At 41.1% G+C, this 21667-nt stretch carries 20 protein-coding genes, 2 tRNA genes and 1 other annotated feature; of the genes, 5 read left to right on the top strand and 17 right to left on the bottom strand.

Going from position 1 to position 21667, the window contains the following annotated elements; all coding sequences use genetic code 11:
* Positions 1 to 48: 48 nt before the first annotated feature.
* The 4 genes from BIV16_RS03010 to BIV16_RS02995 form a co-directional block, all read right to left on the bottom strand.
* Positions 49 to 1005, bottom strand: a complete 957-nt coding sequence (locus BIV16_RS03010; protein WP_075679411.1) for a glycosyltransferase family 2 protein — start codon at positions 1003 to 1005, stop codon at positions 49 to 51.
* The gene (locus tag BIV16_RS03005) at positions 896 to 3511 is read right to left on the bottom strand and encodes a YfhO family protein (RefSeq protein WP_075679412.1); all 2616 of its coding nucleotides are present in this window, start codon (positions 3509 to 3511) and stop codon (positions 896 to 898) included. The genes BIV16_RS03010 and BIV16_RS03005 overlap by 110 nt, the downstream gene beginning before the upstream one ends.
* A gap of 6 nt (positions 3512 to 3517) precedes the next feature.
* Entirely contained in the window at positions 3518 to 5344 is a 1827-nt protein-coding gene (locus BIV16_RS03000) for an LTA synthase family protein (protein WP_242940314.1), read from the bottom strand.
* Positions 5345 to 5438: 94 nt separating this feature from the next.
* Positions 5439 to 5521 (bottom strand) — tRNA-Leu (locus BIV16_RS02995).
* A gap of 403 nt (positions 5522 to 5924) precedes the next feature.
* Here BIV16_RS02995 and BIV16_RS02990 point away from each other — a divergent pair.
* Both BIV16_RS02990 and BIV16_RS02985 read left to right on the top strand, forming a co-directional pair.
* Positions 5925 to 6149 (top strand): helix-turn-helix domain-containing protein, encoded by a 225-nt coding sequence (locus tag BIV16_RS02990; RefSeq protein ID WP_075679413.1) that lies wholly within the window; start codon positions 5925 to 5927, stop codon positions 6147 to 6149.
* A 129-nt stretch (positions 6150 to 6278) separates the two neighbouring features.
* Positions 6279 to 6563: a hypothetical protein gene (locus tag BIV16_RS02985; protein WP_075679414.1), complete on the top strand. Its 285-nt coding sequence runs from the start codon at positions 6279 to 6281 to the stop codon at positions 6561 to 6563.
* Positions 6564 to 7441: 878 nt separating this feature from the next.
* Here BIV16_RS02985 and BIV16_RS02980 read toward each other — a convergent pair.
* Positions 7442 to 8191: a hypothetical protein gene (locus BIV16_RS02980; RefSeq protein ID WP_075679415.1), complete on the bottom strand. Its 750-nt coding sequence runs from the start codon at positions 8189 to 8191 to the stop codon at positions 7442 to 7444.
* 93 nt (positions 8192 to 8284) lie between these two features.
* The gene (locus tag BIV16_RS02975) at positions 8285 to 9571 is read right to left on the bottom strand and encodes a diaminopimelate decarboxylase (RefSeq protein WP_075679416.1); all 1287 of its coding nucleotides are present in this window, start codon (positions 9569 to 9571) and stop codon (positions 8285 to 8287) included.
* Between the two features lie 122 nt (positions 9572 to 9693).
* Here BIV16_RS02975 and BIV16_RS02970 point away from each other — a divergent pair, with 122 nt between their 5' ends.
* On the top strand, positions 9694 to 10464 hold the full coding sequence (locus BIV16_RS02970; RefSeq protein WP_075679417.1) for a lytic transglycosylase domain-containing protein: 771 nt from the start codon (positions 9694 to 9696) through the stop codon (positions 10462 to 10464).
* A 37-nt stretch (positions 10465 to 10501) separates the two neighbouring features.
* On the opposite strand, the gene BIV16_RS02965 is transcribed toward BIV16_RS02970, so the two are convergent.
* The 3 genes from BIV16_RS02965 to BIV16_RS02955 all read right to left on the bottom strand — a co-directional run bounded on the left by BIV16_RS02965 (position 10502) and on the right by BIV16_RS02955 (position 13962).
* Complete coding sequence (locus BIV16_RS02965; RefSeq protein WP_075679418.1) at positions 10502 to 10957, bottom strand: MarR family transcriptional regulator; 456 nt, start codon at positions 10955 to 10957, stop codon at positions 10502 to 10504.
* Positions 10958 to 11380: 423 nt separating this feature from the next.
* Complete coding sequence (locus tag BIV16_RS02960) at positions 11381 to 12280, bottom strand: S1 RNA-binding domain-containing protein (protein WP_075679753.1); 900 nt, start codon at positions 12278 to 12280, stop codon at positions 11381 to 11383.
* Positions 12281 to 12336: 56 nt separating this feature from the next.
* Positions 12337 to 13962, bottom strand: coding sequence for a putative polysaccharide biosynthesis protein (locus BIV16_RS02955; protein WP_075679419.1), 1626 nt, complete (start codon positions 13960 to 13962; stop codon positions 12337 to 12339).
* A 201-nt stretch (positions 13963 to 14163) separates the two neighbouring features.
* On the opposite strand from BIV16_RS02955, the gene BIV16_RS02950 reads away from it, so the two are divergent.
* Together BIV16_RS02950 and BIV16_RS02945 are read left to right on the top strand one after the other, a co-directional pair.
* Positions 14164 to 14319: a hypothetical protein gene (locus tag BIV16_RS02950; protein WP_173664531.1), complete on the top strand. Its 156-nt coding sequence runs from the start codon at positions 14164 to 14166 to the stop codon at positions 14317 to 14319.
* Positions 14320 to 14438: 119 nt separating this feature from the next.
* Positions 14439 to 14511, top strand: a tRNA-Thr gene (locus tag BIV16_RS02945).
* A 43-nt stretch (positions 14512 to 14554) separates the two neighbouring features.
* Here the strand turns inward: BIV16_RS02945 and BIV16_RS02940 are convergent.
* From BIV16_RS02940 to BIV16_RS02905, 8 genes are all read right to left on the bottom strand, one after another.
* Positions 14555 to 14779 (bottom strand): holin, encoded by a 225-nt coding sequence (locus BIV16_RS02940; protein ID WP_075679420.1) that lies wholly within the window; start codon positions 14777 to 14779, stop codon positions 14555 to 14557.
* A 114-nt stretch (positions 14780 to 14893) separates the two neighbouring features.
* Positions 14894 to 15481: a sigma-70 family RNA polymerase sigma factor gene (locus BIV16_RS02935; RefSeq protein ID WP_075679421.1), complete on the bottom strand. Its 588-nt coding sequence runs from the start codon at positions 15479 to 15481 to the stop codon at positions 14894 to 14896.
* A gap of 18 nt (positions 15482 to 15499) precedes the next feature.
* Positions 15500 to 16255 (bottom strand): 23S rRNA (guanosine(2251)-2'-O)-methyltransferase RlmB, encoded by a 756-nt coding sequence (gene rlmB, locus BIV16_RS02930; RefSeq protein ID WP_075679422.1) that lies wholly within the window; start codon positions 16253 to 16255, stop codon positions 15500 to 15502.
* Positions 16256 to 16293: 38 nt separating this feature from the next.
* On the bottom strand, positions 16294 to 16728 hold the full coding sequence (locus tag BIV16_RS02925; RefSeq protein ID WP_075679423.1) for a Mini-ribonuclease 3: 435 nt from the start codon (positions 16726 to 16728) through the stop codon (positions 16294 to 16296).
* Positions 16729 to 16782: 54 nt separating this feature from the next.
* On the bottom strand, positions 16783 to 18204 hold the full coding sequence (gene cysS / locus BIV16_RS02920) for a cysteine--tRNA ligase (RefSeq protein ID WP_075679424.1): 1422 nt from the start codon (positions 18202 to 18204) through the stop codon (positions 16783 to 16785).
* Positions 18205 to 18226: 22 nt separating this feature from the next.
* Positions 18227 to 18949 carry a serine O-acetyltransferase EpsC gene (gene epsC, locus BIV16_RS02915; RefSeq protein ID WP_075679425.1) on the bottom strand — a complete coding sequence of 241 codons (723 nt, stop codon included), beginning with the start codon at positions 18947 to 18949 and terminating at the stop codon, positions 18227 to 18229.
* A 67-nt stretch (positions 18950 to 19016) separates the two neighbouring features.
* Positions 19017 to 19254 (bottom strand) — a binding site (T-box leader).
* Between the two features lie 47 nt (positions 19255 to 19301).
* Positions 19302 to 20285 carry a carbohydrate kinase family protein gene (locus BIV16_RS02910; RefSeq protein ID WP_075679426.1) on the bottom strand — a complete coding sequence of 328 codons (984 nt, stop codon included), beginning with the start codon at positions 20283 to 20285 and terminating at the stop codon, positions 19302 to 19304.
* Positions 20260 to 21666: a glycoside hydrolase family 32 protein gene (locus BIV16_RS02905; RefSeq protein ID WP_159435916.1), complete on the bottom strand. Its 1407-nt coding sequence runs from the start codon at positions 21664 to 21666 to the stop codon at positions 20260 to 20262. Before BIV16_RS02905 ends, BIV16_RS02910 begins: the two co-directional genes overlap by 26 nt.
* Between the last annotated feature and the right edge of the window lies 1 nt (position 21667).

The following is a 21667-nucleotide window of genomic DNA, read 5'->3' as shown; positions in this document are numbered from 1 at the left end:
CTCTTTTTGCCATGTATGTATCTGCTCTTTTTTTGTATGATTCCGCCCTTATTTATTGCGTTCTGCGTCCTCGCTGTTCGTCTCACGGATGATGTAATGTGGGCGTCTCTTCACTTCCATGTAGGTCTTTGACAAATACTGTCCCATAATTCCCATGCAGAAAAGCTGAATTCCACCTATCAGCGTGATAATACAGACTAAGGACGGCCATCCGCTGACCGGGTCATCAAAAATCAGTTTTCTTACAATGATAAAGATAATGGCAAGGAAAGAGAAAAATGTCAGCAGCATTCCCATATAGGAAGAAATCATAAGCGGAACATTTGAAAAGTTTGTAATTCCATCCATGGAATATTTAAGCAGCTTCCAGAAACTCCATTTTGTCTCTCCTGCCACACGTTCCACATTCTCAAATTCCAGCCATTTTGTCTTGTAACCGACCCAGGCAAAAATTCCCTTCGAGAAACGGTTATTCTCGCTTAATGCAATGACACTGTCTGTCATCTCACGTGTCATCATGCGGTAATCTCTTGCACCATCTGCAATATCCACATCTGAAATTTTGCGGATTACCTTATAAAAAGACCTTGAAAAGAAAGAACGAATCACCGGTTCCCCTTTTCTGCTGACACGTCTTGTTGCGACACTGTCAAAATCTTCTTCCTCTAAAACCCGTACCATCTCTGGCAAAAGTGCCGGCGGGTCCTGCATATCCGCATCCATTGTCGTCACAAAATCTCCTTTTGCATTACAAAGACCTGCATAAATTGCAGCCTCTTTTCCAAAATTTCTGGAAAAAGAAAAATAGCGCACATGCTCATCTTTTGCGGCAAGTTCTTTCATCATCTCATTGGTACGGTCCTTAGAACCGTCATCCACTAATAAAATCTCATAATCATATTCCGGAATCGTTTTCATCACATCCGTAATCGCCGGATAAATTGTAGGTAATGTCTCCTGTTCGTTGTAACAAGGAATCACTATGCTCACACATTTCTTTTTCATTTACAATTGTAGTCCTTTCGTTTTTCCTTTTTCTTCTCCCATAAACAATACCCCAAAAAATCACAACCGAAGCCAGGCTGATTGCCGCCCCCTCTTTTAACCCCGGTGTACAGTAAGTAAGGCAAATCTGGTGTGTTCCCTTTTCCAAAGGGACACTAAGAAACGTATCCGCAAAGCTTTGCGTCTCTACTTTTTTCCCATCGACAAACAGTGTCCAGCCTTCCTCATTTGGAATCGAAACCACAAAACGTCCCGCCTTTGTTACCTCGATTTCTCCACTCACTTTTGTATCGGAAAAGGACGTAAGCTTCATCGTCTGACTGTTTAATGTCTCGAATGCTTCTTGGACACTCTTTTCATTGAGCGTATAAAACTGCATCGGAATGCATGCTCCATCCTCATTTGTGATGGACACCGTTGTCCCTGCCTTTAAATAGCCAAGCTCTAGTGTATACCCATGCGAACATTTTGTAAATGACCTTGTTCGCCCGTCACTGGTTTTTTCTGTCAGATTATCTACCGTCCGATTCTCATAGGTCGCATAAAGATACCCGTCCTCTTGAACTACAAATGTAGTTTCTCCATCCTGCGTCGTCTCATGTGTTCCGTCCGTCTTTGTAAACATTTCTTCCTTCGCATCGAGCAAATCCGCCAGCTGGTTTAATACCCCCATCTCATTTCCAATATCAAGATTCCAGTTATCCTCCACATTTTCCTCTACCATAAAACCAAGAGGCAGCGAATACTTATTCTCGTAAACATAGGCGTTTCCACTGTGCGCTACTAACGAACGAAGCGGGCCTGCTTCATCCGGATTGTCTGCAATGACATATTTTACTGATAAAAGTGCCTGTGAAAGCGGTGTTGCTCCATTGATACAATAAAAGTTCTTGCCACCCTCCATTCCCAGTTTCCGGTAGAAGTGGCTAACCTGAATATTCATCAAGGAAGAAAACTGTGTTGCAGAATTGTACTGATACAGTGCGGCATCATTTTTGGTCTTGCGCTCTAATTCCTCCACCCGATAAAAAACTGCATCGTTCTCTTTTTCCTCCGATTCGGATATCTGGTCTAGCACATTCTGATAGTCCTCTTTCGATGCCACATAGGCGCTGCGGCTTGTTGTATCCAGCCCCGTCAAATCAAAATTCAACGTCAGTTCCACAATCATAACCGCAAAAAGCAAATCACGCATTCCTCTTTTCACGCCACGATTTCCGGTCAGGTAGAGTACCAAAATAACGGCGTAACAGCCAAGCAGCACGGCCGTCATGATAAATGCATCCCCGTCCACTAACGTCTCATCCGACACATATTTTCCGGCGAGCAGCAAGAGCATGGATACCACTAACGCAATTCCAATATGAAACAATTTTGTTCCTTTTAAATATAAAAATGTCTCGTATCCAATGCAAAGCAGCAGGAAAATAAAAAGAAACGACTGTCTTCCCGGCAGAGAATCCGGGAAATGCAATCCATGCCAGATAAAGTCCAACATATTATTTGCAAAGCTTACCACAAAAAAGGCAAGCAGTAACACGCGGGGAATCTTCTTTTTCCAGGAAATTTTTCGATTTAAAATGTAAAGCACCACAAACAGTAACATCCACACTCCACAGTAAATGTTCGGCCAGTGGTCTCTTCCCGTATATGGTTCGGTGATGACACAGCTTCTCGACAACTCGGCGATGATATTAAAATACCACTCCACTTCCTTTGGAAACGAAATTCCGGAAGAACCGCTGTATCCTAAAATCTTAATTTCCGGTATTAATAAAACGGCACCCATTCCGCCAGCAAGCAGCGAGCAGACGGTGAACCAGAGAATGCTTTTTCCCTTATTTTTTCTTTCTTCAAACCAGAGAATCACAAAATAAAGCACCAGGAAAAGGCAAATCATAATTGAAATGTAATAATTGGTTAAGATAGACAGCGCAAGTGTAATTGTATACAGTATGCACTTTTCTTCCTTTACCAGTCGTTCTAGTCCAAGCACAATGAGCGGTGTTAGGAAAATACAATCCATCCACATAATATTCCAGCTATATGCTGCCACAAACCCAGACAATGCGTACGCCGTTGCAAACAGGCTTAGAGAAATGTCATTTTTTCCAAAATGCTCTCTTAAGTAATAGCCAAACGCAAGCCCGCTCAATGCGATTTTTAACAAAATCAGAATTGTCATAAATTCAATGACATGATTCTTCGGCCAGATGAGAAGCAGCCAGTTCATCGGACTTGCTAAATAATAAGCAAATAAGGATGTAAAATCAGAGCCCAGCCCAATGTGAAACGAATAAAGCAGACTGCCGCCACTCTTTAATTTTTGCATCAATTCCGTAAAGAACGGACAATATTGATGGTACATATCCACATGAAGAATGCATTCTTCCCCAAATGGATACACGCTGTGATCAATACATACAAGAATCGAAATCAGAAGCGGAAGGAAAAAAGCTGCAAGTAACGGCATTCTTTTCTTCCATTTTTCCTTTTGCAGATACATTTGAAATTATTCCTCCAAATCAAACAATAAATAATATTGAAGCTGCTGATAGAGATTAAGTCCCTCGCTCTCTTTTTTCTTTGATGTCTCCCCGCTGTCCTGATTCGTAATACGAACGGCGGAAAGAATCGGATATTTTTCTTTTGTCTCCTTTAAGAAATTCTGGTAAGCAGGCAAGGTAATTCCGGCTTTTTGTAACACCTCAAGCCCCAGATAATTCGCACTTGTGTCCGCATTTGTCTCCTCTCCAATGTCATAGTTCGCCCAAATGACATACGGAACTTCGTAGCGGAGTTTTGTTTCCTCCTCTGTCAGCGTCGTTGTCGTCATCCCATTCAGATTTAAGATAGAAGAAGCCACCAGATCACTTGGCTGATGATCCCCGAAAAAGACTACAATTGTTTTTTCATCTGTCTCCTTAAAATAAGAAATCAATCGTTCCAGTGCCTCATCGGAACGTTTCACCAACGACAAATATTGCTCTAGCGAAAAGTTTGATACTCCATCCACCTTAATATCCGGTGTGAAATTATAACTTTTTTCAGAATAACCACCATGATTTTGCATCGTCACATTAAACAAAAACATTGGCGTACCCTGCTTTTTCTTTTCATAAAGCGAGATGATTTTATCTACACAGCTATCGTCACTGATGTATTTGCGGATATATGTTGGCGATTCATAAGAATCGATAAAATCCATGTGCTCAAATCCAAGCTTCGGATATACCGTGTCGCGATCCCAGCCGGACGCATAATACGGATGTGTCGCGTAAGTTTCATAGCCTAATGATGCAAGATATGATGGAATTGCCGGCAAATCTCCTGTGATATACTGCTGATAGGCAATACTTCCCTGTGGCAAAAATGCCATTGTATTTCCCGTCAGGAATTCAAATTCCGTGTTGGCCGTATTTCCACCACACACTGACACATTTAACATTCCTGTCACCGTGTTTTCCTCACCTTTTTGCAGCTGGTGAAGATACGGCATGTAATCTTCATTGGTGGTAAAATCACCAAGCACCGACAAATCTGAAAATGACTCATTCATAATCACAATAATATTCGGAAGTTCCTCATTCGAAACCTCCTCTTCTTGCTCTGTCACCTGGGATTCGTAGGCTGATAATGTCTCTTTTGCCGTCTCACTGTTATATCCTGCCGGTTTCTCAATCGCCATATAGGCAAGATTCATCACAAATGTCACCGCTATTCCATCTACATTTGTCATATAAACCGGGGTAAATAATTTGTTATACAAAAGATGTCTGTTCTGAAAAGATTCCGTTTGCAGTGAATTGCAGAACAGGCATAAAACTACAACTGTAATTATACCAAAACCACATCTTTTCCACAAACTTATGCTGCGACAGGTTAGTTTTACAAACTGAACCCCAATAAGAATCAGAAGATAGAAAACGGTCACCACAACCATGCGCCTCGATGGTGCGAAATCATAGTTTCCCGCCACGCTTGTCGCTGTCTTAAGCGATAAAACATCCCACGGCACAATCGGATTTGTCCGAAATGCTGTCACGTAAGCATTGGCAATTCCATATACCATCGTAATTCCCATCTCGATACGCACTGCCACGCGAAGCTTTCCAAACAGGAAAAAGAAAACGGTCTGCAACAGCAAAAACAGCATTACATTTGCAAACTGTGCGAAAGAACGCACCTCCTCAAACGGATTATGTGTATAGAATTCTAATAAATAAAAATTTAAAATCGGGAACAAAAGAAATAGCAAACCATTTGCAACCGGCTTTGCTGCTTTTTTCATCCACTTCTTTCCTAATTTTTGCATCATCTTTTTCTGATTTTCTTCCATCGATTTCTACCACACTTCTGTCTGATTTTAATTTTAAATAGCGAAAAAGCTAACAATCTATTCCAGATTATTAGCTCTCTCTCCCTACTATGAATGCCGGCAATGGGACTTGAACCCATACGATGTTGCCACCGCCAGATTTTGAGTCTGGTGCGTCTGCCATTCCGCCACGCCGGCATATTGTGTTGTCGTGTTTTCACTCGAACAAGAAATATATTAACATACTGCACTTCTCTTTGCAAGCAAAATTTTCAAAAAAATTACATTTGTTTTTCCTTGACTTTTGTTATCATATATGATAACTTTTTAAGTATGAAAGCACTGTATTTACTAGGGGTTACAGCTTTTTTCAGGTGTATCTTAATTGGGAACTGTAAGACAGCTTGAAGGAGTGTATTGCTTAAGATTTTGAAACAGTTTGGAAAGAATATATGCTTAGGACTTTGAGAAAGCTTGGAAGGAATGTATTGCTCAAGGCTTCGAAACAGTTTGAAAGAAATGTATTTTTCAAGACTTTGAAACAGCTTGAAAAGAATATTTGCTTAGGACTTTGAGAAAGCTTGAAGGGAATTTTTGATTGATGAAGAAAGATGATGCAAGACTTGCTCCCCGCTACGACGTGGTTGAGCAGCTAAAACAGGAACGCAAATCCCAACATATCACACAAGAGACTTTGGCAAAGCGCGTCGGAACACAGAAATCAAATATTTCCAGATTTGAAAGTGGCACCTACAACCCTAGCCTTGATTTTCTAATTAAGGTAGCCGGAAGTCTTGGGAAACAGATTCAGATACAGATTAAATAACTTGCACTTCGCACCTGCGCCAAACATTTTATTTTATAAGGCAGTTGTATTTTCTTATAAAATAGTCACTTGGAAGTAAAGGTGTGCAAGTCTACGATATACAAATGTCGCACAGAAAGGATGATAGATATGGGGAAAGTAAAAACTATGGGAAAACATATTGATAAGGATATTGAGTTGTGTCGAACCACAAATGAGCGAGTCAGTGAGTATGCCGTCTCTCTTCTCGTAGAGAATCATATTCCTTTTACGAAAAATGGCAAAAAAGTGCCTTTTTTCTTAAGAGAGAAATATCGTGGTGCCAAACAGATTTTTATCATTCGCACCAACAAGAATCGTTATGGTCAGGCAAGACGTACCATTGACCAGCTTGATTCTGCCTATCGACGTCGACTTGTCGTCAGCAATTATTAGAATATTTATCGTTTTGTGTAAAAAGCAGCGTTCTGGGAAACTTAGAATTCTCAGAACGCTGCTTTTTGTTCATCGGTAAAATAATGTATTTGTTTCAAGGTATGTTTCTTTTTAGAAGATAATATATTGCCATCATGATATAGTAGAAATGAAATGCCTGTTGAATGATTCATCCTTATGATTGTAAAGAAAGCATATCTTTTATATATAGGTAGAGTCTTGTAATATTTCACCAGCAGCTTTAGGTGTTTTTTTCGTTTTTCTGAATTTTCTGCTCCACCAGTCAGGTGGCTTTAGGTGTTTTTTGTAATTTTCTCAATTCTCTACTCCACCGGTCAGGTGGCTTTAGGTGTTTTCTTGCAATTTCTACAAATTCCACTCCATAGATTTTCCAGGTTTAGGTGTTTTTTTGAAATATATAAATTTTTTACTCTAATCACAGTCAAGTATTGGAGTAGAAAATCAGGAAAATCGCCAAAAACACCTAATGCAGTCAAGTGAATGGAGTGGGATTTCATGAAAAGCACTGAAAACACCTAATGCATCCCGGCGAATGGAGTGGGAAATCAGGAAAATCGCAAAAAACACCTAATGTGTCCCGGCGAATGGAATAGCATTTCATGAAAAGCACAAAAAACACCTAACCCACTCCTGCGGATGGAGTAGCATTTCATGAAAATCATGAAAAGCACATAATACTGCCACGCAGCTCATTTTACTATAAGATTTTAATTTGCTATAAATTTCAACCTGATATAAATTTCAACCTGATATAAAATTTCATTTTACTATAAGATTTCTACCTGCTACAAGATTTCAGTCTGCTATAAGATTTCTACCTGCTATAAGATTCCAATTTGCTACAAAATTCCATTCTTCTATAAAATTTCATGAATCTCATACAAATAGCGATTTCCTTTTTTCCCAACACGTGAAACAATGCCTAAATCATAAAGAATATTTAAGGTTGTCTGTGAAAGTTTTAACGGAATGTGTGCAGCCTTTGCAAATTGGCTGGTGTCAAATGGTTCCTCGATATCATAGGGGATAAACTGCATATAATCATTGCGGCAATCGATTGCCACTTCCTCCACAAATTCGGTCGGAATTCTGTCGTATCTTTGGCTTCCTTTTTTCCGGTCTTTGCTCCAGCCATTTAAAAGGCGATATTCCTCCATATCAATCAAGTCAAAGCGAAAATGCAGATTCGGGTCTTTTAGATAAGATTTTATTTTATAAAGCTCTGGGAAAACCTGATAACAATTTCCGTGTTTCGGAGATTTTCGCTTTGCGCTTGTCTCTCCTGTCTCCTCATCAATCCAGCTTACCCATTTCGTATTTGGAATCGGGTGGACAATGGTGACCGGATACAACGCAAGAAAACAATCCAATTTCTTTCGCATGGCATTAAAAGACCGGGTCTGGATTTCTATAATCTCAGACCCGGTAAAAATATCAGCCACATAATTTTCAATCGGAATTTCATGCATATCGGTGTCTGGGGCATAGTAATTTTTCAAAACAGCGTGAACGGTCTTTTCCGATAACGTCCCAATTCCCTGTCTGTTTCTATCGATCCCGATAATTCTTCTTTTTGCTTCCTCAAATCTCATCTGATCGACTGCCATTTTTCTACACCTTTCCGACATTTCCTAATTAACTGCTATCTTCATAGCATTCTTCCGGCATCCCTTCATTGACTGCCATTCCCGACATCCCTGTTACGATCTTTTTTCTGGATGCTTCATGTTCTTAAGTATATCAAAACAATCGAATGTTGCAAAGTAGTCATCTGGAGTTTCTGCACGACGGATAAGCTGCGTGCTTCCATCCTCTTTTAACAGAATCTCTGCTGATCTTAATTTACCATTGTAGTTGTATCCCATAGAAAAGCCATGCGCACCTGTATCATGGATGAACAACAAATCTCCCATGTCAATCTTTGGAAGCATACGATCCACTGCAAATTTATCACAGTTTTCACAAAGAGAACCTACAACGTCATACTTGTGATCACATGGTGCATCTTCTTTTCCCATAACAGTAATATGATGATATGCGCCATAAATTGCTGGACGCATTAAATTTACAGCACAAGCATCTACACCAATGTATTCCTTATAAATATGTTTTTCATGGATTGCCTTTGTAATCAAAGCGCCGTAAGGTCCCATCATAAATCTTCCCATTTCGCTGTAAATTGCAACATCGCCAAGACCAGCAGGCACTAAAATCTCATCGTACACTTTTTTAACACCGGCGCCGATTGCACGGATATCGTTTGGTGTCTGGTCTGGTTTGTAAGCAACTCCAACACCACCGGATAAATTGATGAAACGGATGTCGCAGCCTGTCTCTTTTTTCAATTCTACCACAAGCTCAAACAACTCTCTTGCAAGCTGTGGATAATAGTCATTTGTCACGGTATTACTTGCCAAAAAGGCATGCACACCAAAATGTTTTGCACCTTTTTCTTTTAAAATCTTAAATCCTTCAAACAACTGCTCTTTGGTAAATCCGTATTTGGAGTCACCAGGATTGTCCATGATTCCGTTACTCATCTGGAACACTCCGCCCGGATTATAACGGCAGCTGATGGTCTCTGGAATTTTTCCAATTGTCTTTTCCAAAAAATCAATGTGTGTAAAATCGTCCAGGTTGATGATTGCACCAATCTCGTTTGCAAACTTGAATTCCTCGGCCGGAGTTTCATTTGAAGAAAACATAATGTGTTCCCCGTTAAATCCCTGGGAATCTGCTAACATCAGCTCTGTCAAGGAAGAACAATCGCAGCCGCAGTCATATTCTTTTAAAATATTTAACAAAAATGGGTTTGGTGTTGCCTTTACCGCAAAATACTCGCGGAATCCTGGGTTCCATGCAAATGCCTCTTTTACTGCCTTTGCATTTTCGCGAATTCCTTTTTCATCATAAAGATGAAACGGTGTCGGATACTGTTCTACAATTTTTTCTAACTGTTCTTTTGTTACAAATGGTTTCTTACTCATCTTTTTTGAGTCCTCCTCATCTTAGTACTATGGTTGTATTTTTCTATAAAATTTATGTTTCACATTTACTTGAAATATGTTATAATATGTCAATAAATGTATTTTTTGCAAAGGAGTTTCCTATGAACGTTACGGTATTACCTTATATCGATCAAGATTATCTAAATTCCTTATTAGAAGCACAAAAGGCTGCCGCCGAGGCAAAAGAACTTGCTGCTGCAAAAGCTGCTGATACTGCCAATACAAGTTTTGCTTCTACATTAGAGAATGTCGTTTCCCAGACACCCGTTTCGAACACTGCCGTTTCTACTACTAACACGGTAACCTGTTCCGATGAAGCATTAGAAGCTGTTTTCCAAAAAGCTGCTGATACTTACGGTGTTTCTGCAAACCTGTTAAAGGCAATTGCAAAAGCGGAATCGAATTTCACACAATATGCAACCAGTAAAAGTGGTGCTATGGGAATCATGCAGTTAATGCCTTCCACCGCAGCCGGTCTTGGTGTCACAGACGCCTATGACATTGAGCAGAACATTATGGGTGGTGCAAACTTAATCAGCCAGCTTTTAGTAAAATACAATGGTGATACTTCTCTCGCCCTCGCTGCTTACAATGCCGGCAGTGGCAATGTTGATAAATACGGTGGTATTCCACCTTTCACCGAAACCCAGAATTATGTAAGTAAGATCATGGGTTATCTGCAGGGCGATGTCTCTGTCAGCGGTTCTAACACTTCCTACCAGCCTTCCTCTGGTCTTAGTACAGAGGCGAAAGAAGCGGTAAGCGATGCGCTGGATGTCATCTTTTCCAAGCTGAACATCAACTCGGATTCCTTATCCGATTTCGTGGAACTTGTCACCGATAAGATTTCAACAGATGCTCAAAGCGAATAACTTTTATGTCCCGGATTGTTATCCGGGATTTTTATTTTTAGGAAAGTTCTTCGATTTTCTGCTGCAAATAGACATTAAACTCTTTCATAAAGCGTAACATCACATCTACTTCTTCACTCGGATAGCGATTCAAAAACTCTGTGTCCCGTTTTTCCCACAAACGATGTCTCTTCTCATGTTCTTCAAATAAAAGCTGTCCATCCTCTGTTAACCGAAAATAAACTTCTTTTCGATTTGTCTCTAATGTGTACTTTTCAATCATGTTCTTCGCAAGCAGCTTCTTCGTCATCTTACTGATTGCGCCACGCGTCATGCCCATCTGCTCCGCAATCTTTGTCACATTTGGGAGCTCCATACGTCCAATTGCATCAATACACTGTGTCTCGGAATAGCCATATCCCTCTAACACATGACTCTCTGTCAGTTTTGACAGCATTTCCTGGCGTTCTATCATGCCCGCCAGTTCTTTTAGTAACATTTCCTGTTCTCTCATGATTCATCCTATCTCTCAAAACCTTATGATACTTTTCAAGGTTCCTTTGTTACGAAGTGCACATATCCTGCTGATACACGCTCGCAAATGTGCCCCGCCGCAGTGCGATTCTCGCGGAGCATTTTTTGTGTAATAGGAACGAAATTTCCTATTACGTAAGAATATTTTTGTTTCCTTGGCAACAATCATATTCTTGTTTCACTATAATATAAGATTGTTTCCATGTCAACAAAAATTACCCTGATTTATTTGTCTATTTTTCTCAACTATGTTCAGATTCCAACCAAAAGCACATCCTCTTTTCCCGCCGGAATCTCTTTTTCAACTTTACCATCCAGAAAAAATGCTGCTCCATTATCTTTAACAGAAAAAGATGAGAACTGCTGCTCCCATCTTTCTATACCTGTTTTAAAACAGTTTTCTCTAAAATTTAAACTTACTCAACAAATCTCCAAGGCTTGTGGATGCACTCTCTGTGGAAGTATAAGCTTCTATCTCCTCAACTGGCTCGGTGTCAATCATTTCTTCTTCCAAAGCTTTCATGCTGAGGCTGATTTTGTTGTCGTTTGTATTTAAGACTTTTACCTTCACCTTCTGGCCTTCTTTTAAAACTTCAGATGGCTTTTTGATTCTACGCTCACAGATTTGAGAAATGTGGACCAGACCACTTAAGCCATTTCCAAGATTTACGAATGCGCCATATGGCTGTAAACTCTCCACCGTACCTTCTAGAACACTTCCCGGTACAATCATGGAAATCTTGTGATTTCGTTCTTCCACCTCTGCTTCTCTCGCTACTACTTTTCCGGAAAGAACTAACTTCTGATGTTCCTCGTCTACCGTGATAACTCGAGCCGGAATCTCTTTTCCAATCCAGGCATCGGTATCTTCTACGTATTCTAAGCTAATCTGGGATGCCGGGATAAACGCACGGATTCCCTCCAGATAAGTAACCACTCCGCTTGGAACGCTCTCTTTGATTCGAACCGTAACAGTTGTCTCATCTTCTAACATCTGCTGTAATTTTTCCCAGGCAAGCACCTCGTTTGCCTCTTTGCAGGAAAGCTGGATGTTTCCCTGTCCATCATCTTCTCTTACAACAGTCGCCTCTAACTCATCCCCTTCGTGAATCTGTTCCAAAACATTAAAATCCGGATCATTGCTTAAATCTTCTACCTTGATGATTCCCTGTGTGTAATATTTTAAATCCAGTGTCACTTCTTCTTCGTTCACACCAATGACTGTTCCGGTTATGATGTCTCCTTCTTTAATGGTTCGAAAAGATGCCTCTAACTCGTCTTTGTAATCGTCCATTGTTTCCATTCCGTTTTCCTCCGTTTCCATTTTATCTGTCTTTATTTTATCACAATCCAATTGAATTACAACTTTAGTTTCATTTTACGGGCAATCTTAAGAATCTTATTTCCATACGGAATTTCCTGTAACTGTTCTTTCGTCACAACCCGAAGATACAGCACCGCAAAGAAATACACGATAACTGCCACGATAAGTGCCATCACTAACGCAATCACATTGCTTGGATATAAATGATAAATTCCCTCATATACCAATCGTGCCGAAGCGCCCATGATTGCCGCTGCAAACAACGGCATAAAAAACATCTTTTTAAAATTCTCTTTAAATCCCATACATTTTCGCACCGACATGCTGTTTAAAATACACATCATCAGGGAGTATACAATCAAACAGATGACCAATGCATACAGATTTAAATCGGTAAAAGCCAGCAGGCAAATCAATAAAATTGTCTGAATTGCAAGTGCAATCCCTGCGTTTCGAACCGGAAGATTTACTTTTCCAATTCCCTGTAAAATACCGTTGCTTAACGTCGACAGGGAATAAAAAACAACCGTGATTGCAATGCACATCAAAAGAAATGCTGCCTGATCCAGTGAATTCCTCTGTGGGAACAAAAGCTGCATAATCGGCTTTGAAAGCACACCAAGTCCGACCGCAGATGGAATAGCAATGAGCATCGTTGTAAACATCGCATTTTCCACTTTTCCATTTGTCTCCTTCTTATTTCCAAGCGCATTGCTCGCGGAAATGGTCGGAATCATGGTCGAGGACATCGCTGATGCAATCGCAATTGGAATATTGATGATGACCATCGCTTTTCCAGAAAAAACACCATATTCCGTCGCAGCCTTCGCCGCCGTAAATCCTTTTGCGTAAATCATAACTTTTGTATACACAACCTGATTAAAGGACGTGCTGAAATTGTAAATAAAGGTACTTAAAATAATTGGTGTTACCATTGAAAATAACATCTTTACAATTTCCGGATAGCTCTCAATCTTTCTTGTGTGGTCATGACGAATTCTTCTTTGAATATAATTTTTATTTAAAAAATACACGCCCAGCATAAAGAAAAATGCAATCAACACACCACTTCCGGTACCAAGCGCACTACCTGCCGCACCATAAATTGCCTTTGTTGTGGTATCTTTTGACTCTACAAGACCAATCAGGGCGTACGCCGCCAAAATACTTACAACTGCATTTAGAATCTGTTCTACAATCTGGGAAAAAGAAGTCTGCATCATACTTCCATGTGCCTGGAAATAACCACGTAGGACACCGACAAAACCAGATACAAAAATGGTTGGTGCAAACACTCTTAAAACCACGCATGCCTCTCCCTCTAAGAAAAGTCCTGCTCCCAAAAAGGTAAACAGACTCGCCGCTCCGCCAACTACAAAAACATAACCAAGAGCACACCGAAAAATTCTCTGCGCATTCTTATATTCTTTTCTTGCCAGCTTCTCCGCAATGATTTTGGACACTGCAGAAGGAATACTGTACGATGACAGCAACAAAATAATGGTATAGATATTATACGCCGAGGTATAATATCCATTTCCCTCATCCCCGATAATAGACGTCAACGGACTTCTATATAAAATACCAATGATTCGACACAAAATTCCTGCAATCGCCAGAATTCCCGCCTGTTTTAAATAATTATTTTTCTTTGTACTCATAACTTTTTTCTTTCATTTTATCTCTTATTTGTTTTCAATTCTTTGATTATATCGAGGAAACTCATTTTTTTCAATATAATTAGGATATTTTTCCCATGAATTCCATGAATCTATGGATTCTATAGATTGTGCAGATTCCTTGTTTAAATTTTCACAAACTGCATATCCTATTCCTATCTTATGAAAAAGGAAGGTGATTTGATGTCATCCTATATTGCTCCTGCAATTGAAAAACAATTTCGGACTCTCTCCCCTGAATTAAGAAGCCTCATTTTAGAACGAAATGTAAACCTCCAGAATCTGCGGGATTTGATTCAGGTCCTAGAGGACATCGTAGCAGAAGGCGAAGCAGAATAGCCCAGAAAAACATTTGTTGTATCACTTTTTTTTGCAAAATATGACTTTACAAACATTTATACCTTGACAACTCTTCTCGATTATAGTAAAATACCGTTTGTTGAGACAACTTAACAAGTGCTGGTATGGCTCAGTCGGTAGAGCGTCGCATTGGTAGTGCGGAGGTCACGGGTCCGATTCCCGTTACCAGCTTAAAAAAGCAGCAGGAACATCCTGCTGCTTTTTCACATTACCCTTATTCTTCACACACTTCCGGAATCCCCGCCACCGACGTAAGCACTGAAACAATTCCTGCAAGCACTGCCGTTCCTGCTACCATTTTCCAATCCACCTGGGAAATCGATACCGCCGCAGGGATGAGCGCTACCGCTGTCTGTGCCATCGTCTTGATTGCACGGATTCCAGCCGCCTTTAACCATCTTTTTGTGCTAATACTTTCTTTAAAAACACAATTTTTCATACCATTGCCTCCTTGTAACAATAAAACACTTTCTAAGCATCACGCTCTATCTCGTTATCTTATCTATTACAAGATATGCAACATTTTAAAAAATTGACTTCTAAATCCTTTTTCCTACTTCATCTTCCCTTTGATTCTTTGCAATGCGTTGTCAATCGCCTTCGGGGATTTTCCCATTTTCTCCGCAATCTGCTGGTAATTCATCCCGGAAAGATAATCGTCTAACACATTTTGTTCGAATTTGCTTAGCTTTGCACGCAATTTTTGGAGTAAGATTTCCTGGCTTTCCTGGGCAATGACAACCTCCTCCGGGTTCGACAGAAAATCTGCACCAAGCAAATCCTCTACCGCCACGCCATCCTCGTTTGATTCCGAATAAAAAGAAATATAGGAATTTAACGGTGCATGCTTTTTCCGATTAGACGCCTCTATCGCACTGTAAATCTGCCGGTTGATACAAAGTTCCGCAAAATGGTAAAAACTTGCCTCTTTGCTCTCATCATAATCACGGATTGCCTTAAAAAGTCCAATCATGCCTTCCTGAATCAAATCATCGGTGTCACCGCCAATCAGATACATTGCATTTGATTTCTTTCGCACAAGAGGTTTGTATTTATCGAGGATGAAATCCATAATTTTAGAATCACCTTCTCTTAATTTTCGAATCAATTGTTCATCGGATAACTCCTGATAAGATTCCATCTTCTCCCCTTTTCTTATTTACTGTAATCTCTGTCTGACAATCTCGTAAGCAAGCACACCTGCTGCCACAGATGCATTTAAGGAATCAATATCGCCTTTCATTGGAATGGATGCAATGAAGTCACAGTTTTCTCTTACGAGCTTGCTGACTCCTTCCCCTTCATTTCCAATCACAAGACCGATTGATCCCTTCAAATCCAGGTCATACATGGTTGTGCCACCCATATCGGCACACACAAACCACATTCCTTTTTCTTTCAGTTCTTTGATTGTATTGCTTAGATTTGTTACCTTTGCAACCGGTGTGTAGTTAATGGCACCTGCCGATGTTTTGGCAACCGTTCCGGTAAGTCCTACCGCACGACGCTTTGGAATGATGACACCATGTGCACCTGCAAGGTTTGCAGTACGGATAATGGCTCCAAGGTTATGTGGGTCTTCGATATTATCCAGTAAAAAGATAAATGGTGCCTCCCCTTTTTCTTCTGCATTTTTTAAAATATCATCCACGGTCGCATATTCATATGCTGCTGCAAGTGCAATCACGCCCTGATGCTTTTTTGTCTCGGAAAGCTGATCCAGACGATCTTTTTCCACAAAATTGATAATCGTATCATGTTTTCTTGCTTCTCTTACGATGGTTCGAACCGGTCCATCCTGACAACCATCCAAAACATATAATTTATCAATCGGTTTTCCAGAACGAAATGCCTCTAAAACGGCATTTCTTCCCTCGATTTTCAGTTCCTGATATCCCTGTACTTTTTCTTCCATATATACTCCTAATCTATTCTAACATTCTGCACCTTTTCCTAAAATTTCAAATGAAGACCGTCTGCGCCGATTTTTACCAGCTCAACCAGACGCTCAAACTCGTCCTTCAGGTACAAAAATCCCATCAGTGCTTCAAATCCTGTTGCTTTTCTGTAATCGGACATTGTCGCATTTTTTGCCATAGTAGGCGATTTTGCATTTCTGCCTCTGCGATAAACACTCTCCTCTTCCTCTGTTAAACATGGAAGTAAGATATCCATCATCATTGCCTGTGTATGTGCTTTTACAATCTGGCTGGTTCTTCTGTGTAAATCTCCTGCACGTGTATTTCCTTTTCCAACTACAATTGTACGTATTACCAAATCGTAAATTCCGTCTCCAATATACGCTAAAGTCAATGGTGAATACGTGCGGATATCCACATCTGCCACGCCAAACTGTTCTCTGATATACGAATCAATTCCTTTTTCCATTCTATTTTACGTTCATTCTAGAAAATTTTTCTAGGACTCCCGTCCTCCTTAATCTTATTCTTCTGCGAGATGCCATACCACACCTTCTCTGGTGTCCTTAATCACAATGCCTTTTGCCATAAGCTCGTCACGGATTGCATCTGCTTTTGCAAAATCTTTCGCTTTTTTGGCTTCTTTTCTTTCCTCAATCTTAGCAAGAACGAAGCTTTCTAGTTCAGCATCTACTGTTTTTTCTGCACCATTTTTTGCCTCTGTCAAATTTAAGGATAACACGTTATCAAAATCCTTGACAAGGGCTAATTTTGTTGCGTCATTCATATCAGCTTTTAACAAATCATAAAGAACCGTAATTGCCATAGAAGTATTTAAATCGTTGCAGATGGCATCTAAGAATTTTCCTTTAAATTCATCAAATTTCTCCTGCTCAATTTCTCCCTCTGCCTTCAGTCCTGCGATACGTTTTACCAGTTTCTTGTATGCAGCCGCTGTATTGTCCATGATATCATAGGAAAATTCAAGTGGTTTCCGATAATGAGACTGTAAACAGAACAAACGGTAAACCATTGGATCATATCCTTTTTCCTGCAAAACCGATACTGTCAAAATATTTCCTTTTGACTTACTCATCTTGCCGGATTTATCATTCAAATGGTTGACATGGAACCAGTAATTACACCATTTATGTCCCAGATAGCTCTCAGACTGTGCAATCTCATTTGTGTGATGTGGGAAAATGTTATCGACACCACCGCAGTGAATATCCATATATTCGCCTAAATATTTCATAGCGATGCAGGAACATTCAATGTGCCATCCCGGATATCCGACGCCCCATGGGCTATCCCATTTCAACGCCTGGTCTTCGAACTTGGATTTTGTAAACCAAAGCACGAAATCGTTTTTATTTTTCTTATTGGTATCCTCTTCTACATCGTCACGCACACCGACTAACATATCGTCCTCCGTCTGTGTGGAAAAAACGTAGTAGTTCTCTAATTTTGAGGTGTCAAAATAAACATTTCCACCTGCCACATAAGCGTAACCTTTTTCCAGCAAAACCTCTACCATGTGAATAAACTCTGGAATACAGTTTGTCGCCGGTTCCACCACATCCGGTCTTTTGATATTTAACTTTTTGCAGTCGTCAAAAAAGGCGTCTGTGTAAAATTTTGCAATTTCCATAACGGTCTTATGCTCTTTTTGTGCACTTTTTACCATCTTATCTTCTCCGGTATCTGCATCGGAAGATAAATGGCCGACATCTGTGATGTTCATGACACGTTTGACATCGTAGCCGACATAGCGAAGTGCTTTTTCTAACACATCTTCCATCATATAACTTCTTAGATTACCAATGTGTGCGAAATGATACACAGTAGGTCCACAGGTGTACATTGCGATTTTTCCATCTTCATGTGGAACCACTGTCTCAACAGTTCTGCTTAACGTATTGTAAAATTTGAAACGATTTTCCATTGTAAATTCTCCATTCTTTTTCTTAGTCTTTTTTCTCCGCCATCACAAGATTGGATGCATCGAATCCATAACTTTCCTTTTTATTTTGTCTTAGAATCCGCAACTCCTGCTCTAAATCAAGCACACGGTTGACCAATTCTGCATTTTCTTTCTGTAATAATGTAATGTCCTCTTTGACCGGATCTGGAAGATGACACTGATCCATGTCGCTGCGTGGTATCTTAACATTGTCACGTTTTACAATTCTGCCCGGCACACCAACTACGGTACAGTTTGGCGGAACCTCCTCAATGACGACACTTCCTGCGCCAATCTTGGAATTCTCCCCAACGGTAAAGGAACCGATAATCTTTGCACCCGCACTAATCATGACATTATCGCCAATCGTCGGATGACGTTTTCCGGTCTCTTTTCCGGTACCACCTAACGTAACGCCCTGGTACATTGTGACGTTATCGCCGACAATCGCAGTCTCTCCGATGATAACCCCGCTTCCGTGGTCAATAAAAAATCCTTTTCCAATCGTTGCACCCGGATGAATCTCAATTCCGGTCTTTCTTGCTGCGCGCTGGGAAATAAATCTTGCCCAGAAAAAGTGACCTTTCAGGTACAGCTTATGTGCACGCCTGTAACTTAGCATAACACGAAAACTTGGATAAAGCAAAACTTCTACGGTAGATTTTAAAGCCGGGTCACGTTCTTTTATGACTTCCACTTCTTCTTTGATATGTTTAATCAGTCCCATTCTTTTTCCCTCCCTATAAATAGAACAAAACATCCTTTCATATAAAAAACCGCCGACTACTTATCTGCTAAGAGACGAAGTAATCCGCGGTTCCACTCTATTAAAAATCAATGATTTTCACTCAAGACACGTAACGTGTGTAACCCGTATTCAACTACAATGTACGTTGTATCTACACAACCATTTTCGCCGAATCAGCTCCTGGAGGCACTTCAAAAATCCGGTTATCAGAATTGCTTACAGCCGATGACAATTCCTCTCTGCGATTCCATTGATTTTCTACTCTTTCCATTCAATGCTTTTTTCAATACCTACTATAGTGTATGCAGTTTTCGGTTATTTGTCAATGTTTTTATTTGCTTTCCTGTTCCACTTCCTCTAAGGACGGGTACGAACGGATTGCGCCCTTTTTCGTCACGCTGATACTGCAAAAACGGTTTGCAAAAGCAAGACAATGCTCTAATGTTTCCTTGGAAACATGTTCGAGGTTCTGTTTTGTGATGCCCTCTCTCCACAAGCCAAATAAAAACGCGCCGATGAATCCATCTCCTGCACCGGTCGTGTCGACCGCCTTCACGCGGATGCCAGGCACTGCTGCCTTTTTCGTTCTCGTATAGACTTCCGCACCGTCACCACCTTTGGTATACAAAACCATCGAAACGCCCTGTGCAAAAAATGTCTCCACCGCTTTTCCCACCTGATTTGTACCGGCAATCAATTCGATTTCCTCATCGGAAACTTTTAAAATATCCGCATACGGCACAAATTCTCTGACGGCTGCCACCATTTTCTCTTCACTTTCCCAGAGTGCCGGACGAAGATTCGGGTCATAGCTTACCAACATTCCCGCTTCCTTTGCGTAGGCGATTGCCTTGCGGTGTGCCTCCTTCATCGGAAAATCTCCCAATGAGACAGAGCAGAAATGAAACGCATATCCGACGTCAAACCATTCCGATTTTAAATATTCTTCCCGGTAGAGCATATCGGCTGCCGGATTGCGGTAAAAAGAAAATTCACGTCCGCCGTCTTCCTTCAACGCCACAAACGCCAGCGATGTATTTGCCTCATCCGTCCTTCTGATGTAAGTGCAGTCCACGCCATTTTCTTCCAGTTCTGCCACAATTTTATCTCCAAAATGGTCTCTGCCAAACTGGGAAATCATCGCAGCTTCACCGCCTAACTTTGCAAAAACCGCACACACATTGCACGGTGCCCCGCCTACTGCAGGCAGGAAGGAACTGACATCGCGGATTGCCTTTCCCGGTTCTGCGGGAACGAAATCAATGAGTCCTTCCCCCATTGCAAGTAATCTAGGATTCTGCTTCTGTGTCAACATGACTCTCTACCTCCATTTTTCTCATCGGATACAGTCTGGCATCCGCACTGTTTGTAATAGTTACGCTTGTAGTTGTTATGTTTTCCGGATAATAACGTGCTGTATACACCGCCTCTCCGTGGTTTACATAAATCTCTAACATGGATACATCTTTTAAAATGCGAAGTTCTCTTAATTTCGAAAGCAGTATCTCACGTTTTCCTCTGCCGCGTCCGCTTTCTTTTGAGAGTGTGACAGAAAGGATTCCATCTTCCCACAAAATGTGAACGTCCTCGTCTAGCCGACATTCTTTCCTGCCGGTGTCCTCCTGAAAACGAATCTCGCAGTCAAATGCCGATTCAAAGATGGAATTTGCCCCATTGCAAAGCGTCACTGCCACTTCCCGCAGGGCATTAATTTCCTCCACCGGATACTGGTACACGATTCCATTGCAGTATGTCAGCTTGCGTGGCAGCGTCAGCGAATGCTGCCAGCCTTCCTCGATGGTCGGCGCATTGTCAAATTCCGGCTCCATCTCAGACATTCCTGCCCAGCCAAACAAAATCCGTCTTCCCTTCGGATCTAACATTGTCTGCGGTGCATAAAAATCATATCCGAAGTCAAATTCGCGGAATTGTTCTTTTTTACAGGTTCCGCCCAGGTTTTCTTTTTCACGGTCATCAAGCAGAAAATATCCGCTCTGATGCACATTCCAGAAACGGAAACGTTCCCGCTCCACGCCCTGTGGACAGCACATCAGCACCGTTTTCCCGCCGAGCGAAAAGGTGTCCGGGCATTCCCACATGTAGCCAAACGGCTCCTCTGTCGTAATCTCACCGGCAAGTTCCCAGTGCATTTTATCTTTTGACCGGTACTGCAAAACAGCTCCGGTGTCGTCGCTTTTTCTGCCTCCTAATACCATGTAATAGGTGTCGCCACACTTCCAGACCTTTGGATCTCTGATGTGACAGGTGTAATCCTTAGGATAATCCCGGTTCGTCAAGAGCAGTTCTTTTTCCGAAAAAAGAAGCCCGTCTTTACTTGTCATCCGAATCACATTCGCGCCTCTTCCGCTATGAATGTAGTCATGTTTGCCCTCTTCCTTGACATTTCCGGTATAGAAAAGCTCCATTTCCCCATCCTCCGTGAATCCACAGCCGGAGTATGCACCGTCCTTATCCCACGGACAGTCACTTCGAATTGCAATTCCAAGATACTCCCAGTCTGTCAGATTCTTTGAGCGGTAATGTCCCCAGTATTTCGTTCTTCCGAGCGCATCATGCGGCGAATACTGAAAAAATACATGGTATGCTCCCGCAAAATAACAAAGTCCGTTCGGGTCGTTCATCCAGCCTGTCGGCGGCATCAAATGATATTGTAAACGATAGGTTTCTTTTTTCATT

It is taken from the genome of Roseburia sp. 831b (assembly GCF_001940165.2).
Lineage (GTDB): Bacteria > Bacillota > Clostridia > Lachnospirales > Lachnospiraceae > Roseburia.
The sequence above is the reverse complement of the archived record's forward strand: the minus strand, read 5'-3'. Positions and strand labels throughout refer to the sequence as shown.

Excerpts from the sequence above, each read along its gene's own strand:
- BIV16_RS03010 (WP_075679411.1), bottom strand. The coding sequence starts at position 1,005 with ATGAAAAAGAAATGTGTGAGCATAGTGATTCCTTGTTACAACGAACAG.
- BIV16_RS03005 (WP_075679412.1), bottom strand. The coding sequence starts at position 3,511 with ATGTATCTGCAAAAGGAAAAATGGAAGAAAAGAATGCCGTTACTTGCA.
- BIV16_RS03000 (WP_242940314.1), bottom strand. The coding sequence starts at position 5,344 with ATGGAAGAAAATCAGAAAAAGATGATGCAAAAATTAGGAAAGAAGTGG.
- BIV16_RS02990 (WP_075679413.1), top strand. The coding sequence starts at position 5,925 with ATGAAGAAAGATGATGCAAGACTTGCTCCCCGCTACGACGTGGTTGAG.
- BIV16_RS02985 (WP_075679414.1), top strand. The coding sequence starts at position 6,279 with ATGGGGAAAGTAAAAACTATGGGAAAACATATTGATAAGGATATTGAG.
- BIV16_RS02980 (WP_075679415.1), bottom strand. The coding sequence starts at position 8,191 with ATGGCAGTCGATCAGATGAGATTTGAGGAAGCAAAAAGAAGAATTATC.
- BIV16_RS02975 (WP_075679416.1), bottom strand. The coding sequence starts at position 9,571 with ATGAGTAAGAAACCATTTGTAACAAAAGAACAGTTAGAAAAAATTGTA.
- BIV16_RS02970 (WP_075679417.1), top strand. The coding sequence starts at position 9,694 with ATGAACGTTACGGTATTACCTTATATCGATCAAGATTATCTAAATTCC.
- BIV16_RS02965 (WP_075679418.1), bottom strand. The coding sequence starts at position 10,957 with ATGAGAGAACAGGAAATGTTACTAAAAGAACTGGCGGGCATGATAGAA.
- BIV16_RS02960 (WP_075679753.1), bottom strand. The coding sequence starts at position 12,280 with ATGGAAACAATGGACGATTACAAAGACGAGTTAGAGGCATCTTTTCGA.
- BIV16_RS02955 (WP_075679419.1), bottom strand. The coding sequence starts at position 13,962 with ATGAGTACAAAGAAAAATAATTATTTAAAACAGGCGGGAATTCTGGCG.
- BIV16_RS02950 (WP_173664531.1), top strand. The coding sequence starts at position 14,164 with ATGTCATCCTATATTGCTCCTGCAATTGAAAAACAATTTCGGACTCTC.
- BIV16_RS02940 (WP_075679420.1), bottom strand. The coding sequence starts at position 14,779 with ATGAAAAATTGTGTTTTTAAAGAAAGTATTAGCACAAAAAGATGGTTA.
- BIV16_RS02935 (WP_075679421.1), bottom strand. The coding sequence starts at position 15,481 with ATGGAATCTTATCAGGAGTTATCCGATGAACAATTGATTCGAAAATTA.
- rlmB (WP_075679422.1), bottom strand. The coding sequence starts at position 16,255 with ATGGAAGAAAAAGTACAGGGATATCAGGAACTGAAAATCGAGGGAAGA.
- BIV16_RS02925 (WP_075679423.1), bottom strand. The coding sequence starts at position 16,728 with ATGGAAAAAGGAATTGATTCGTATATCAGAGAACAGTTTGGCGTGGCA.
- cysS (WP_075679424.1), bottom strand. The coding sequence starts at position 18,204 with ATGGAAAATCGTTTCAAATTTTACAATACGTTAAGCAGAACTGTTGAG.
- epsC (WP_075679425.1), bottom strand. The coding sequence starts at position 18,949 with ATGGGACTGATTAAACATATCAAAGAAGAAGTGGAAGTCATAAAAGAA.
- BIV16_RS02910 (WP_075679426.1), bottom strand. The coding sequence starts at position 20,285 with ATGTTGACACAGAAGCAGAATCCTAGATTACTTGCAATGGGGGAAGGA.
- BIV16_RS02905 (WP_159435916.1), bottom strand. The coding sequence starts at position 21,666 with ATGAAAAAAGAAACCTATCGTTTACAATATCATTTGATGCCGCCGACA.